Origin of the sequence: Nocardia sp. BMG111209 (genome assembly GCF_000381925.1) — a bacterium.
Lineage (GTDB): Bacteria > Actinomycetota > Actinomycetes > Mycobacteriales > Mycobacteriaceae > Nocardia.
On sequence record NZ_KB907307.1, the window covers coordinates 4,130,368 to 4,144,509 of the forward strand.

The window sequence follows — 14,142 nt, forward strand, 5'->3', positions numbered from 1 at the left end:
CAGCTGATTCGCACCCCAGCTGCCCTGTCGTGCCGCAGTACGTTCATCGTTCGGCGAGCACCTCGCCGATGTACCTCGCCACCGCGGCGACCGACGCGATCGTTCCGGGGTAGTCCATGCGGGTCGGGCCGAGCACCCCCATGGCTCCGAGCACGGTACCCGGCACACCGTACCCGGTCGACACCACCGAGGTGCCGCGCATCTGCTCGACCTTGGTCTCCTCGCCGATCTGGACGGTCACCATGCCGGGATGCTGCGCGGCGGCCAGCAGTTTCAACACCACCACCTGCTCCTCCAGCGCCTCCAGGACCGCGCGCAGCGATCCGGGGAAGCCGAAATCGCCGCCGTTGCGGGTCAGATTGGCGGTGCCACCCAGGACCAGCCGCTCCTCGGGATGCTCGACCAGCGTCTCCACCAGCACGGTGGCGACCCGGATGAGCACGTCGCGCAGTCGGCTCGGCGACCGTTCGGGCAGCTCGGCCACCGATTTGGAGGCGACCGCGAGCCGCTTGCCGTCCATCGCCGTGCCGAGCATGGCGCGCAGCACCGCGAGATCCTCGTCGTCGATGATCGCGCCCAGATCGACCAGCCGCTGGTCGACGCGGCCGGTGTCGGTGATGACCACCAGCAGCAACCGGGCCGGATTCAGCGCGACCACCTCGAGGTGGCGCACGGTGGACGCCGAGACCGTGGGGTACTGCACCATGGCGACCTGCCGGGTCAGCTGGGCCAGCAGCCGGACCGCGCGGCGCAGCACGTCGTCCAGGTCGACGCCGCTCTCGAGGAAGTCCAGGATGGCCCGCCGCTCGGCCCCCGACAGCGGCTTGACCTCGGAGATGTTGTCGACGAACTGGCGGTAGCCCTTGTCGGTGGGGATCCGGCCGGAGCTGGTGTGCGGCTGGGTGATGTAACCCTCGGCCTCGAGTACCGCCATATCGTTGCGGACCGTAGCGCTGGAGACGCCCAGATTGTGCCGATCCACCAGGCTCTTCGAACCGATCGGCTCCTTGGTCGCGATATAGTCCGCGACGATCGCGCGCAGGACCTCGAGTCGCCGTTGCTCGGTACTCGACATGGGCCCCACCTCCTCGTTCGCCTCATTCGCCGGGCCCGCGTCCATGCACGAGCCGCCGACAACCTCGGCGTGCGAGTCGTCGGCCCACTCGCGGCGCGAGCTGTCGACATGCTCGCCGTGCGAGTCATCGAAACGGATTCCCGGGTTCATCCGAAATCCAGTTTAAATGGCGACGCGCCGATAGCTCGCTCACCCCGATCCGGCCGCACGGACGATCGTGCGCGCGCGGCGGCACCCGATATCGGGTTCACTCGTCGTTCCCCTCCTCGGCGTCATGTCAGCAACGTACGGACGACGGCGTCGGCGAGCAGCCGGCCGCGGTCGGTCAGGACCAGGTGCTCGCCGGTCCGGACGGCCAGGCCGTCGGCGACGACCTGCTCGGCGGCGGTGCGCCCGGCCGTATCGAGATCCGCCAGCGCCAGCCCGCTACGCAGCCGGACCGTCAGCATGACCCGTTCCAGATAGCGCTCGTCGGCGCCGAGGGTCTCCCAGCCGGCCGCGGGCAAGCCCCCGGCGGCGACCCGATCGGCGTATCGGGCCGGATGCTTCACATTCCACCAGCGCACCCCGCCGAGGTGGCTGTGCGCGCCCGGTCCGGCGCCGAGCCAGTCGCCGGCGTCCCAATAACCGAGGTTGTGCCGGCAGCGCGCGTCCGGGCCCGCGGCCCAGTTGGAGACCTCGTACCAGTCCAGTCCGGCCGCCGAGAGCCGGCGATCGATGCGTTCGTAGCGCGCGGCGAGGACGTCGTCGTCCGGGGCGGGCAGTTCACCGCGGCGGACCCGGCGGGCCAGCGCGGTGCCGTCCTCGACGATCAGGGAGTAGGCCGACACGTGATCGACGCCCGCGGCCAGCACCGCGTCCAGCGAGGCGTCGAGGTCGGCATCGGACTCGCCGGGGGTGCCGTAGATGAGATCGAGGTTGACGTGCTCGAATCCGGCCGCGCGCGCCTCGCGGGCCGCCGCGACGGCCCGGCCCGGGGTGTGGGTGCGGTCCAGCACCCGCAGTACGTGCTCGGCGGCGGACTGCATCCCCAGCGACACCCGGGTGTAACCGGCCGCGCGCAGCCGCTCGAAGAACGCCGGTGAGGTGGATTCCGGATTCGATTCCGTGGAGATCTCGGCATCGGCGGCGAGCGGGAAGTGCGCGCGGATCGCGGCGAGGACCTCGGCCAGCCCGTCGCCGCCGAGCAGCGACGGGGTGCCGCCGCCGACGAAGATGGTCGACACCTCCGGCTGTGGACTCGGCAGCTCCGCGAAAAGCCCTGCAGCGGTGGACAACTCGCCACGCAGAGCCGCCAGCCAGGATTGCGGCGAGGCCGAACTGCCCAGCTCACCGGCGGTATAGGTGTTGAAGTCGCAATAGCCGCACCGGGTCGCGCAGAAGGGTACGTGCACGTAGACGCCGAACGGCCCGGTCCCGAAATCGCGCAGCACCGGTTCGAGCGCCTCGGTGGCCGGCGCGGCGGCCGGCGGCGGGGACGAGGTCAGCGAACTCACCCCACCAGTGTGAACGGTCGGTCGTCCGGTTCCGCGCAGGGGCGGATTCCCGCACGCGCAGCGGCGCGCCCGGCGGCGGAGTCCGGAAGCGCTCGGCGCGGCGGCGCCGGCGGTCCGTTCGACACCGTAAGACGGCAACCGGACGGTCGTTATATGACGGATCTCACAATTTGGGACGTCCGTCCAGGGGATTTCCCCCGAAATGAAGGAAAATATGGACCCGAGGTCGGAAAGACCCTGTTCACATGGCACAATAGGCACTATGACCGAACTTGGAGTCCGACTGGTGGCACGTCGCCACGTCGACTACAAGCGTGTCTGCAGCGCCTGCTGTCTGCCGGATCGCCTCCGGTAGTCCGGCCTTTCTTCCGGCGCCCTCCTTCCGGCGCCGCCCCTCCCGGCCGTGTCACCGCCAGGCGTGAGCCAGCCCCTCCCCCTGTCGTCAGGCCTGATCCACACCTGCAGGAGCGACCCTATGACGTCGAGCACCGACGCCGGTCCCACACCAGAATCTCTCGACTCCGCGCGCGAGCATGCCGCGCGCGAGCGCGCCGCCGCCGCCCGGGAACGCCGGGCCCGTCCGCGTGAGGAGGTCGCCGGACCGCGCCAGCGCACCGCGGGCAAACCCGTCCGCCGCAAGTCGGAGGGACAGTGGGCCCTGGGTTACCGGGAGCCGCTGAATCCGAACGAGCAGAGCAAGAAGGACGACAACCCGCTCAACGTCCGCGCGCGTATCGAGAACATCTACGCACCCGGCGGCTTCGACTCGATCGACAAGGCCGATCTGCGCGGCCGGTTCCGCTGGTGGGGTCTCTACACCCAGCGTGAGCAGGGTTACGACGGCACCTGGACCGGCGACGACAACCTCGACATCCTCGAGGCCCGCTACTTCATGATGCGCATCCGCTGCGACGGCGGCGCGCTGAACACCGAGCAGCTGCGGACGCTGGGGACGATCTCGACCGAATTCGCCCGCGACACCGCCGACCTGTCGGACCGGGAGAACGTCCAGTACCACTGGATCGAGATCGAGAACGTCCCGGAGATCTGGAAGCGCATCGAGGCCGTCGGCCTGCAGACCACCGAGGCGTGCGGCGACTGCCCCCGCGTCGTGCTGGGCTCGCCGCTGGCAGGGGAATCCTTCGACGAGATCATCGACGCCACCCCGGCGATCGAGGAGATCGTGCGCCGCTACATCGGCAAGAAGGAGTACTCCAACCTGCCGCGCAAGTTCAAGACCGCGATCTCCGGCCAGCAGGACGTGGTGCACGAGATCAACGACGTCGCCTTCGTCGGCGTCGAACATCCGGAGCACGGCCCCGGCCTGGACCTGTGGGTCGGCGGCGGCCTGTCCACCAACCCGATGCTGGCGCAGCGCGTCGGCGCCTGGGTGCCGCTGGACGAGGTGCCCGAGGTGTGGGAGGCGGTCGTCGCGCTGTTCCGCGACTACGGCTACCGCCGGCTGCGCAGCAAGGCGCGGCTGAAGTTCCTGGTCAAGGACTGGGGCATCGAGAAGTTCCGGCAGGTGCTGGAGGACGAGTACCTGAAGCGGAAGCTCGTCGACGGTCCCGCGCCGGCGCGCCCCGAGCGGCCGATCGACCATGTCGGCGTGCAGCGGCTGCGCAACGGGCTCAACGCCGTCGGCTTCACCCCGATCGCGGGCCGCGTCTCGGGCACCGTGCTCACCGCGGTGGCCGACGCGATGACGCGGGCCGGCGCCGACCGGGTCCGGTTCACCCCGTATCAGAAGCTGATCGTGCTCGACGTCGCCGACGACAAGGTCGAGCAGCTGATCGCCGAGCTGGAACCGCTGGGCCTGCACGCCCGTCCGTCGATGTGGCGGCGAAATCTGCTGGCGTGCAGCGGTATCGAGTTCTGCAAGCTCTCCTACACCGAGACCCGCAAGCGGTCCCAGGTGCTCGCGCCCGATCTGGAGCAGCGGCTGGCCGATATCAACACGCAGCTGGACGTGCCGATCACCATCAACATCAACGGCTGCCCCAATTCCTGCGGCCGGTCCCAGATCGCCGACATCGGCTTCAAGGGCCAGCTGGTCGACGACGGCGACGGGAATCAGATCGAGGGTTTCCAGGTTCACCTCGGTGGCAGCCTCGGCCTCGACAGCGGTTTCGGCCGAAAGTTGCGTCAGCACAAGGTGACCGGCGACGAGGTCGGCGACTACATCGAGCGCGTCGTGCGCAATTTCGTCAAGGGCCGCGCCGAGGGTGAACGGTTCGCCCAGTGGGCCGTCCGCACCGACGAAGCCGACCTACGGTAACGGGAGTTTCTGACATGGCAACCACTTTGGAGAAGCTGTCCGAGTCCGAGCTGCGGCGGATCGCCGAAGACGGTGCGGCGCAACTGGGTCCGGACGCCACCGCGTCCGACCTGCTGCGCTGGACCGACGAAACCTTCGGCCCCGGCTACATCGTCGCCTCGAACATGCAGGACGCGGCGCTGGTACATCTGGCCGCGCAGGTCCGCGCGGGCGTGGACGTACTCTTCCTGGACACCGGCTACCACTTCGCCGAGACCATCGGCACCCGCGACGCGGCCGAACTGGTGTACGGCGTGAACATCGTCAACGTGACGCCGGAACACACCGTGGCCGAACAGGATTCGCTGCTGGGCCGGAACCTCTTCGAGCGCGAGCCGAACGAGTGCTGCCGGCTGCGCAAGGTGGTGCCGCTGGGCAATTCGCTGACCCGCTACAACGCCTGGGTCACCGGCATCCGCCGGGTGGAGGCGCCGACCCGCGCCAACGCTCCCCTGATCTCCTTCGACGAGGGCTTCGGCCTGGTGAAGATCAACCCGATCGCCGCCTGGTCCGACGACGAGATGGCCGGCTACATCGCCGAACACGGCATTCTGGTCAATCCCTTGGTGGAGGAGGGGTATCCGTCCATCGGTTGCGCTCCGTGCACGCGGAAGCCGGAACCGGGAGCCGATCCGCGAAGCGGCCGCTGGGCCGGCCTCGCCAAGACCGAATGCGGGTTGCACCAGTCATGACCACAGCAGACCTCACCAGTGATTCCGACGTGCTGGCCGCGCTCGACGAATTCGACACGCTCTCCGCGCTGGAGAGCGAATCCGTGCACATCTTCCGCGAGGTCGCGGGCGAGTTCGAGCGGCCGGTGATCCTGTTCTCCGGCGGCAAGGACTCCACCGTGCTGCTGCACCTGGCGCTCAAGGCCTTCTGGCCCGCGCCGCTGCCGTTCGCGCTGCTGCACGTGGATACCGGGCACAACCTGCCGGAGGTGCTGGACTTCCGCGATCGCGTGGTCGAGAAGTACGGGCTGCGACTGCATGTCGCGTCGGTCGAGGAGTATCTGGCCGACGGCCGGCTGCAGGAGCGGCCGGACGGCATCCGCAACCCGCTGCAGACGGTGCCGCTGCTGGACGCCATCACCGAGCACCGGTTCGACGCGGTGTTCGGCGGCGGGCGGCGCGACGAGGAGCGTTCGCGCGCCAAGGAGCGGATCTTCTCGCTGCGCGACGCGTTCGGGCGCTGGGATCCGAAGCGGCAGCGGCCGGAGCTGTGGAATCTGTACAACGGCCGGCACGCGCCGGGTGAGCACGTGCGGGTGTTCCCGCTGTCGAACTGGACCGAACTGGACATCTGGCGCTACATCGCACGGGAGAACGTGGAATTGGCCACGATCTACTACGCGCACGAGCGGCCGGTGTACCAGCGCGACGGCATGTGGATGACCCCGGGCAGCTGGGGCGGTCCGCGCGACGACGAGGAACTGCTGGTGAAGTCGGTGCGGTATCGCACCGTCGGCGACGGATCCACCACCGGCGCAATCATTTCCGACGCCGCCGACAACGAGGCGATCCTCGCCGAGGTGGCCGCCTCCCGGCTCACCGAACGCGGCGCCACCCGTGGCGACGACCGGGTGTCGGAGGCCGCCATGGAAGATCGCAAGCGAGAGGGTTATTTCTGATGTCCGACCTGTTACGACTGGCCACCGCCGGCAGTGTCGACGACGGCAAGTCCACACTGGTCGGACGCCTGCTGTACGACACGAAATCCGTGCTGGCCGACCAGATCGACGCGGTCACCCGCGCCTCGGTCGACAAGGGCCTGGCCACCCCGGACCTCTCGCTGCTGGTCGACGGTCTGCGCGCGGAACGCGAGCAGGGCATCACCATCGACGTGGCATACCGCTACTTCGCCACGCCCGCACGGACTTTCGTGCTCGCCGACACCCCGGGGCACGTGCAGTACACCCGCAACACGGTGTCCGGCGCGTCCACCGCACAGCTGGTGATCCTGCTCGTCGACGCGCGCAAGGGCGTCATCGAGCAGACCCGCCGGCACGCGGCGGTGATGGCGCTGCTGGGTGTGCCGCGGCTGGTGCTCGCGGTGAACAAGATCGATCTGGTCGACGACCCGTCCGCGGTCTTCGACACCATCCGGGCCGAATTCCGGGAGTTGACCGCCACTCTCGGCTGGGCGGCCGAGGATGTGCAGGAGATCCCGGTGTCCGCGCTGCACGGCGACAATGTCGCCTCGCGCTCGACGAAGACCCCCTTCTACGACGGACCCTCGCTGATCGAACATCTGGAATCGGTGCCGGTCGACGCCGACAGCTTCGGTCGGCACCGGGTCGGCCTGCGGTTCCCGGTGCAGTACGTGATCCGCCCGCGCACCGCCGAATATCCGGACTATCGCGGATACGCCGGTCAGGTCGCCGCGGGCGTCGTCGCGAAGGGCGACGAGGTCGTGGTGCTGCCCTCGGGCACCCGCACCACGGTGGAGCGCATCGACACTCCGGACGGGGAGCTGACTTCCGCGCAGCCGGGCCGCAGCGTCACCCTGGTCCTGGCCGACGACGTGGACGTCTCACGCGGTGACGTGATCGCCGCGGTGGCCGACGCTCCGGAGCCGGTCGACGCCTTCGACGCCACCGTCTGCTGGCTCGGCGACAAGCCGCTGCGCGCGGGCGCCCGCTTGCTGCTCAAGCACGGCACCCGCACCACCCAGGCCATCGTCGGCGCGCTGATCGAGCGCTTCGACGAACAGAACCTGTCCGCCGATCCGGGTCCGGAGTCGTTGTCGCTCAACGATATCGGGCGCATCTCGGTGCGGGTCGCCGATCCGATCGTGGCCGACGACTACCGGTTGAACCGGCACACCGGCAGCTTCCTGTTGATCGATCCGGCCGGCGGTAACACACTGGCCGCGGGCCTGGTCGGCGACGCCCTGACCGCCGTCGAGGTCGGCGCACCGGCGCCGCGATGATCCCGCTGCTCCTGTACCGTCCCGGGCTCACGAACACCGGGCGACCGGCGCTCGTGCTGGTGGCGCACGGCAGCCGCGATCCTCGTTCCGCCGCAACGGTTTCCGAGGTGGTGGCGGCGGTCGCGGCGGCCCGGCCGGAGCTCGCCGTATATCCGGCCTTCCTGGACCTGAACGCACCGTCGGTGGACCGCGCGGTGGATGCCGTTGCCGCCGCGGGGCATCGGGCCGGGGTCGTGGTTCCGTTGTTGCTCGGCAGCGCCTTCCATGCGCGAGTGGACCTGCCCGGCCTGCTGGCGGCGGGCCGCTCCCGGCATCCATACCTGGATCTCACCCAGGCCGGCGTGCTCGGCCCGGATCCCCGGCTGATCACCGCGTTGCGCGATCGGGTCCTGGATACCGGCGCCGATCCGCGCGATCCGGGACTCGGAGTTGCCGTGGCGGCCGTCGGCGCCTCCTCTCCCGCGGCCAACGATCGCACGCGCCGACTGGTTCGCTCGCTCATCGCGGGCACGGCCTGGCGAGCCGAAATCTGTTTCGCCACCACCGAACCCGCGCTGCCCGAGGCGACCGCCCGGCTACGCGAGCAGGGCTGCGACCGGATCGTGGTCGCCCCCTGGTTCCTGGCGCCCGGACGCCTCACCGACCGGCTGCACGCCGCCGCCGGCGATCACCGCTTCGCCGCCACGCTCGGCGCTCACCCGGGTTTGGTCGAGGTCGTCCTCGACCGCTACACCACGGCCCTGCCCCTGCCGTTGTCCGCCTGAGCGCGCGGCATTCCGGGCAAACGACCGGCAGTCCTTCGTCGGCCGTGCGCGGTGGTTATTCGGCCGGCGTGCCGGGCTGGAGTCGGCGGCGGACCAGGTGCTGGATCGGGGAGGAGGCGAAGAGGAGGAACAGCCACCACATGCCGATGCGGGGGAAGGCGATGCCGAGCGCCAGGACGAGGACGGTGATCGCGACGTAGACCCAGCGGACCGCGATATCGATGCCCGACGGTTCGTCGGACAACAGACCGGCGCGGTACAGCAACACCTCGATCAGGCGGGTCAGCACCACGCTGTAGACCATGAGGCCGAGGTAGACGCCGATGGCGAGCCGGTCGTTGCGATGGCTGTAGACGAGCAACACGGTCGCCACCGGGATGGCGACGATTCCCGTCAGCCACAACGAGTTGACGCGCAGCAGCAGCGGCGTGTAGCTGGTCGCGCGCTCGAACAGCGCGTGATGCTCGCGCCAGAAGGCGCTGATCACCGCGAAACTGATACCGGCGGCCAGCAGCGCGACGGTGTTCTTCGAGAAGAACTCCGCCGCCGAGGACGCATCGACCTCCCGGGCGCTGTCCACCAGCGGCAACGCGATCAGCGTGATGGCGATGGCCACTACGGCGTCGGTGAAGAAGATCAGGCGGTCCAGGCCGCGCGAGGTACGGGGTGGTTCGGCATCTCGCCGTTCGGACTGACCGATCACGGACACGACCTTACCGATTCGTGGCTCGGGCGCATCCGCACGAGCGTTCAGAACCAGCGTTCCAGGACCTCGGCGACACCGTCCGCGGTGACATCGGCGACGACCTCGTCGGCGACCGCCTTGGCCGGGTCGACGGCATTGCCCATCGCGACGGAATGGGCTGCCCAGGAAAGCATTTCGACGTCGTTGTAGCCGTCGCCGACGGCCAGGGTGGCCGCGTGCGGGACACCGAGTTCCGCGCGCAGGCGTTCCAGCGCCCAGCCTTTCGAGACACCGTGTTTCGAGGCGACCAGCCACGGTTCGTGCTCACCGTGCACCCACCCGGCGCCGGGCAGCTGCACCGCCGCCATCAGCTCCACCATCTCGGCGAGGCTACCGCCGGGCCACCAGCCGTTGAGCCGGGTCGTCGGTTCCGCGCCGAGATCGCTGTCCTCGACGAAGCGGAACTCGCCCAGCCGGAAGCTGCCCGGGTAGTAACCGGTGGCCCAGGTGCCGACGCCGACCTTCTCCACCGACAGCACCATGTCCGGGAACAGCGCGCGCAGCACGCCCACCGAGGGCACCGGGTCGAAGGTGTGCACGGCGCGCGGCTGCCAGGTCGAAATGTCCACGTGCACAGCGCCGTTGGAGCACAGCGCATTACCCTCGGCCAGGCCGAGTTCCTCGAGCACCAGTTTCGTGGACAGCAGGGTGCGGCCGGTGGTGACGACCACGTGCGCACCCGCCTCGACCGCGGCGCGCACCACCGCGCGCACGCGCGGCGTGGCCCGCGAGCCGGTCTCCAGCAGGGTTCCGTCCACGTCGAGGGCGATCAACTCGGGTCTGGCGTCCACCACCTCATTGTCCCCGACCGCACAGATGCACTTACAGCGGACTACCCACTGGTGGCGAGATACGGCCCGACCGCGTGCGCGAGGTTGGCGATCGTCAACGACTGCAACCACACTCGGCCCGGACCGGTCAGCTGGGCCAGGAACAGCCCGTCGCCACCGAACAGGATGTTGCGGATACCGCGCAGCACGGTGATGTCGAAGGACACCGAGGCGTCGAACATGCCGACGTGCCCGGGATGTACGCGCAGCGTCTCACCGGGTGCGAGGTTGTACTGCACCACCTCGCCCGACAACTCCACCCAGGCGTGCCCACGTCCGCCGAGGCGTTGCAGCGTGAAACCCGCGCCGCCGAAGATGCCCGCGCCGAGCCGGCGCTGGAAGCTCAGCCCGATCTGCACATCCTGGGTGGCACAGAGGAATCCGTGCCGGTGCACCAGATATTCGGCACCCGGCTGCACCGGAATCGGCATGATCTGCCCGGGCAGTCGCGCCGCGAACGCGACCCGGCCCGGCTGATGCGCGGCCGTGTACTCGGTCATGAACAGGCCCGCTCCGGCGAAGGCCCGGCGCATCGCGCCCATCATCCCGCCGGCGGCCGAACGCGTCGAGGTGTGCAACTGGATCGATTCGGTCATCCACGACAGCTGCCCGGCCTCCGCGACCAGACGATCGCCCGGGTTCAGCGCGACCTCGAGCACGGGCATGACGGTTCCGATGATTCTGGATTCCACCGATTCAGTGTGCACGCCCGGCGGCCACGGTCACACGGTGAGTTCCGATGTTACCGGAAACCACTGTGCCACAAGGGATCAGGGCAGCGCCTGCGGCACCGAACGCGGGTTGTAGTAGCCCTGGAGCCCACCGGTCACGCCGCCGAACAGCGCCCCGATCACGACGCCGGGAATCGCCCCGACCCCGGAACCCAGTGCGGCACCGAGCACCCCGGACCCGGCAGCGCCGACGAAAGCGCCGGCGACGATGCCGTTCTGGATCGGATCATGATCGAACGCATCGGGATTGGTCGCCACCTCCAGCGGGACGCCCTGGGAGACGGTCCGCACCACCGGTTCCGGCGCGGCCGGCGCCTCGGCGGCCGCCACCCCACCGGCTTCCATCGCTACGGCCAGCGGCAGGGCCCCGATCAGCACGGCCCGAACGACTCGATAACTCACAGGATGTCCTCTCGTTCCTACCCGACCAGGCAATACGATAGCGACTCCGCGGCATCCCGGCAGCGCGTCCGGGATCGGGCACCGGTGAGCGGGGCGTGGGTGCGCGGCGGACGATTCGGTGGCGAGGCGCGAGCGGGCACCGGCCGCGGCAACCGAAGCAACGCGGGGCCGCAAGCATCGACTGCGCGGCGAACCGAGCCACGCGGGCTGCACAAGCATCGACCGCGGCAGGCAGCCGGAGAGTCGGCATTCGGACGAACTTCGATTGCACGGCATGGACTCGGGTTTCGCGAATCGGCTCGAGCCCGGGACGTGTACCTGATTGCGCGGCACACGGTTCGGTGCGACAGCCGGTGATCGCGCCGGCGGCCGGGCGGCGGCCGTGATCGCGCCGGGCGGCGGGCGGCGGTGGGTGATCGCGCCGGAAGCCGGGCGGCGGCGGTGATTGCGCCGACTGCCGGGCGGCGGCCCTGATCGCGCCGGGAGCGGGCGGCGATGGGTGATCGCGCCGGGAGCCGGGCGACTGCCGGTGATCGCGCCGGGAGCCGGGCGGCGATGGGTGAAAGGTCAAGCGGTGCAGAAGAATTCGGCCGGGTCGAGGGTGGCGGGTACGCCCAGTTCGGCGGCTACGGCGGCGATCGCGGATTTCGCGATCTCCGGGTCGACTTGTCCGTCGGTGGTGAAATGCGGGGCGAGATAGGTCTCATAGTAGGTGCGGGCCTCGGGTTCGGTGCAGCCGCCGAGGAATGTCCGCAGGTATCGGATGGTGGTGTCCGGGTCGTCGTGGATCACCCGCAGGGCACGGCGGTGCGCGCGGACCAGGGCCGAGACCGCGGGCGTGTCCGGCGGCAGGTGGGTCGGATCGACGGCCACGCCGACGGTCGGGATGCGCAGATGGTCGCCGACCCAGGCCGGCACCCGCCAGCCGTGCCGGGCGGCGACCACCTCCGGCGCCAGGGTGCTGCCGATATAGGCGGCGTCGATGTCGCCGTCGTGCAGGCGGCGCAGGTCCATGGCGTAGTCGCCGGGTGGGCGGAATATGCAGTCGACGTCGCGGTCGGGGTCCAGGCCGGCCCGGCGCATCACGATGCGGGCGAAGCAGCCGGGTGGTGTGCGCGGCGCGTGTACCGCGAGCCGATGTCCGGCCAGGTCGGCCAGGGTGGTCAGCTCCGGGCGGGCCAGGAACCAGAACAGGGGTCGGTGCGTGCTCACGGTGAGCGCGACCCACGGGACGCCGCCGCCGGTCAGGCGGGACACCAGTGCCCGGCCGAGTCCGATCGTGGCGCCGCGGCGCAATCGTTGCTCGTCCCAGTCGCATCCGTCGTGCAGTGCCACGCGCACACCCTCGGCGGCGTAATAGTCCTGCTGGTCGGCGATGTACGCGACCAGTTCCTCGTGCAGTCCCCGCCCGACGTAGGCGAGATCGATGCTGTCCATCACGACTCCCTTCGATCAGTACATCGACATGCCGCCGTTCACCGGGGCGGTGGTGCCGGTCATGAAGGCGTTGTCCTCACCGGCGTAGAAGGCGACGACCCTGGCGACATCGACGGGACGCGCGAGCCGGCCCAACGGGGTCGCGGCCACCTGACGGCGCCGCTGATCATCGTCGAGGACATGCGAGATGCCGGTATCCGTCACCGGGCCGGGTTCGACGACGTTGACCGTGATCCCGTCCGGGCCCAGTTCCTGCGCCAGATATCGCGCGAACTGGGTGAGCGCCGCCTTGGCCGTACCGAGCGCGATCATGCTCTCGCGCGGCTGATGGCTCAGCGCGGTACCCAGGTAGATCAACCGGCCCCAGCGCTGTGCGGTCATCCCGGGCAGGACCGCCTTCGTGATCACGAACGCGGCGTGGATCTCGTCGTCGACCTTCCCACCGAGTTCGTCCCAGGTCATCTCCCGGAAGGATTTGATCGCATACGGGGTGAGCGCGTTGTGCACCAGCACGTCGATGCCACCCCACAGCGCCTCGACACGCTCGACCAGGGCCGCAACCGCGACGGGATCGCGTACGTCGGCCTGCACCGCGACCGCCTGCCCGCCCGCCTGCTCGATCTCGGTGACGAGCCGCTCGGCCGCCTCGGCGCTGTGGAAATAGTCGATCACCACCCGTATCCCGCGTTCGGCCAGTTCGCGCGCGGTCGCCGCGCCGATGCCACCGGCGGCGCCGGTCACCAGGGCCACCCGGCCGGTTGTCGCGTTCATGAAGCCACCTCCTCGTCCGCGGGGCGCAGCGCCCCGTAGAGCAGTGTGTCCACGGTTGTTCGAATCAGATCGCCTGCGGTGCAATCGAGTTCGCTCGGCAGATCGGAGTTCAGGAGACGCTCCACCGCACCGCGGGTGATCTCGGCGAGCAGTTGCGGGGGCGCAGCCAGAAGCCCACGCCGATGGCCGTCCCGGAACAGTGCCGCCAACCGGCGGTAGATCACCTCATCGATGCGTCGTTCGACATGGCGGCGCAGGCCCGCATCGCCGCGCCCGGTCGCCAGTTGCGCCGCGCCGATCCGCTGGAGTTCGGTCGATGCCGCGGCGAGAAAGCGCTGCACACGGACGTCGAACGGCAGGTCGGCGGCGGTGACGGCCGTACTCAGGGTGTGCTCGATGATCTCGAACTGCCGATCGAGCACGGCCATCATGAGACTTTGTTTGTCCGGAAACCACCGGTAGATCGTTTTCTTGCTCATCCCCAGGTCACGGGCCAGATCGTCCATGCTGACGCGCCCGGGACCAGGTGCGAAGAACAAGCGCGCGGCCGCGTCCAGAATGGCTTCGGCCCGCTGGTCGGTGGAAACTCCGGAAACTGAATTCGTTTCCATGGTTTCCATGGTTGCTCGCGGGTAGCCATCCG

15 protein-coding genes are annotated in these 14,142 nt (G+C 69.5%); 6 read left to right on the forward strand and 9 right to left on the reverse strand.

Translation table 11 applies throughout. The features are described 5' to 3' along the window. Positions 1 to 43 precede the first annotated feature (43 nt). On the reverse strand, positions 44 to 1,075 hold the full coding sequence (hrcA, locus tag G361_RS0119035) for a heat-inducible transcriptional repressor HrcA (protein WP_026343222.1): 1,032 nt from the start codon (positions 1,073 to 1,075) through the stop codon (positions 44 to 46). A 272-nt stretch (positions 1,076 to 1,347) separates the two neighbouring features. Next, complete coding sequence (hemW, locus tag G361_RS0119040) at positions 1,348 to 2,610, reverse strand: radical SAM family heme chaperone HemW (RefSeq protein WP_036495234.1); 1,263 nt, start codon at positions 2,608 to 2,610, stop codon at positions 1,348 to 1,350. A 223-nt stretch (positions 2,611 to 2,833) separates the two neighbouring features. Between hemW and G361_RS51840 the strand changes: the two genes are divergently transcribed. From G361_RS51840 to G361_RS0119065, 6 genes are all read left to right on the forward strand, one after another. Continuing rightward, complete coding sequence (locus tag G361_RS51840; protein ID WP_369797900.1) at positions 2,834 to 2,926, forward strand: Ms4527A family Cys-rich leader peptide; 93 nt, start codon at positions 2,834 to 2,836, stop codon at positions 2,924 to 2,926. A gap of 120 nt (positions 2,927 to 3,046) precedes the next feature. Continuing rightward, positions 3,047 to 4,849: a nitrite/sulfite reductase gene (locus G361_RS0119045; protein WP_019928700.1), complete on the forward strand. Its 1,803-nt coding sequence runs from the start codon at positions 3,047 to 3,049 to the stop codon at positions 4,847 to 4,849. A gap of 14 nt (positions 4,850 to 4,863) precedes the next feature. After that, entirely contained in the window at positions 4,864 to 5,580 is a 717-nt protein-coding gene (locus G361_RS0119050; RefSeq protein ID WP_019928701.1) for a phosphoadenylyl-sulfate reductase, read from the forward strand. Then, complete coding sequence (gene cysD, locus G361_RS0119055) at positions 5,577 to 6,518, forward strand: sulfate adenylyltransferase subunit CysD (protein ID WP_019928702.1); 942 nt, start codon at positions 5,577 to 5,579, stop codon at positions 6,516 to 6,518. The genes G361_RS0119050 and cysD overlap by 4 nt, the downstream gene beginning before the upstream one ends. After that, entirely contained in the window at positions 6,518 to 7,819 is a 1,302-nt protein-coding gene (locus tag G361_RS0119060) for a sulfate adenylyltransferase subunit 1 (RefSeq protein ID WP_019928703.1), read from the forward strand. The genes cysD and G361_RS0119060 overlap by 1 nt, the downstream gene beginning before the upstream one ends. Then, entirely contained in the window at positions 7,816 to 8,583 is a 768-nt protein-coding gene (locus G361_RS0119065; protein ID WP_019928704.1) for a sirohydrochlorin chelatase, read from the forward strand. The genes G361_RS0119060 and G361_RS0119065 overlap by 4 nt, the downstream gene beginning before the upstream one ends. Positions 8,584 to 8,638: 55 nt before the next feature. Here the strand turns inward: G361_RS0119065 and G361_RS44115 are convergent, their stop codons facing one another. The 7 genes from G361_RS44115 to G361_RS0119105 all read right to left on the reverse strand — a co-directional run bounded on the left by G361_RS44115 (position 8,639) and on the right by G361_RS0119105 (position 14,119). After that, positions 8,639 to 9,286, reverse strand: a complete 648-nt coding sequence (locus G361_RS44115; protein WP_196814507.1) for a TMEM175 family protein — start codon at positions 9,284 to 9,286, stop codon at positions 8,639 to 8,641. Positions 9,287 to 9,333: 47 nt separating this feature from the next. Then, positions 9,334 to 10,119 carry an HAD family hydrolase gene (locus G361_RS0119075; RefSeq protein ID WP_231386919.1) on the reverse strand — a complete coding sequence of 262 codons (786 nt, stop codon included), beginning with the start codon at positions 10,117 to 10,119 and terminating at the stop codon, positions 9,334 to 9,336. Between the two features lie 41 nt (positions 10,120 to 10,160). Next, the gene (locus G361_RS0119080; RefSeq protein WP_026343223.1) at positions 10,161 to 10,850 is read right to left on the reverse strand and encodes a TIGR00266 family protein; all 690 of its coding nucleotides are present in this window, start codon (positions 10,848 to 10,850) and stop codon (positions 10,161 to 10,163) included. Positions 10,851 to 10,928: 78 nt separating this feature from the next. Further along, the gene (locus tag G361_RS44120; protein ID WP_155981505.1) at positions 10,929 to 11,291 is read right to left on the reverse strand and encodes a hypothetical protein; all 363 of its coding nucleotides are present in this window, start codon (positions 11,289 to 11,291) and stop codon (positions 10,929 to 10,931) included. Between the two features lie 567 nt (positions 11,292 to 11,858). Continuing rightward, positions 11,859 to 12,728 carry an ABC transporter substrate-binding protein gene (locus tag G361_RS0119095; protein WP_019928710.1) on the reverse strand — a complete coding sequence of 290 codons (870 nt, stop codon included), beginning with the start codon at positions 12,726 to 12,728 and terminating at the stop codon, positions 11,859 to 11,861. Positions 12,729 to 12,743: 15 nt separating this feature from the next. Beyond that, positions 12,744 to 13,499 carry an SDR family NAD(P)-dependent oxidoreductase gene (locus G361_RS0119100; protein ID WP_019928711.1) on the reverse strand — a complete coding sequence of 252 codons (756 nt, stop codon included), beginning with the start codon at positions 13,497 to 13,499 and terminating at the stop codon, positions 12,744 to 12,746. Beyond that, on the reverse strand, positions 13,496 to 14,119 hold the full coding sequence (locus G361_RS0119105) for a TetR/AcrR family transcriptional regulator (RefSeq protein ID WP_196814508.1): 624 nt from the start codon (positions 14,117 to 14,119) through the stop codon (positions 13,496 to 13,498). The genes G361_RS0119100 and G361_RS0119105 overlap by 4 nt, the downstream gene beginning before the upstream one ends. Positions 14,120 to 14,142: the final 23 nt, after the last annotated feature.

Coding starts and splice junctions, on each gene's coding strand:
- hrcA (WP_026343222.1), bottom strand. CDS start 1,075: ATGTCGAGTACCGAGCAACGGCGACTCGAGGTCCTGCGCGCGATCGTC.
- G361_RS51840 (WP_369797900.1), top strand. CDS start 2,834: ATGACCGAACTTGGAGTCCGACTGGTGGCACGTCGCCACGTCGACTAC.
- G361_RS0119045 (WP_019928700.1), top strand. CDS start 3,047: ATGACGTCGAGCACCGACGCCGGTCCCACACCAGAATCTCTCGACTCC.
- G361_RS0119050 (WP_019928701.1), top strand. CDS start 4,864: ATGGCAACCACTTTGGAGAAGCTGTCCGAGTCCGAGCTGCGGCGGATC.
- cysD (WP_019928702.1), top strand. CDS start 5,577: ATGACCACAGCAGACCTCACCAGTGATTCCGACGTGCTGGCCGCGCTC.
- G361_RS0119060 (WP_019928703.1), top strand. CDS start 6,518: ATGTCCGACCTGTTACGACTGGCCACCGCCGGCAGTGTCGACGACGGC.
- G361_RS0119065 (WP_019928704.1), top strand. CDS start 7,816: ATGATCCCGCTGCTCCTGTACCGTCCCGGGCTCACGAACACCGGGCGA.
- G361_RS0119095 (WP_019928710.1), bottom strand. CDS start 12,728: ATGGACAGCATCGATCTCGCCTACGTCGGGCGGGGACTGCACGAGGAA.
- G361_RS0119100 (WP_019928711.1), bottom strand. CDS start 13,499: ATGAACGCGACAACCGGCCGGGTGGCCCTGGTGACCGGCGCCGCCGGT.
- G361_RS0119105 (WP_196814508.1), bottom strand. CDS start 14,119: ATGGAAACCATGGAAACGAATTCAGTTTCCGGAGTTTCCACCGACCAG.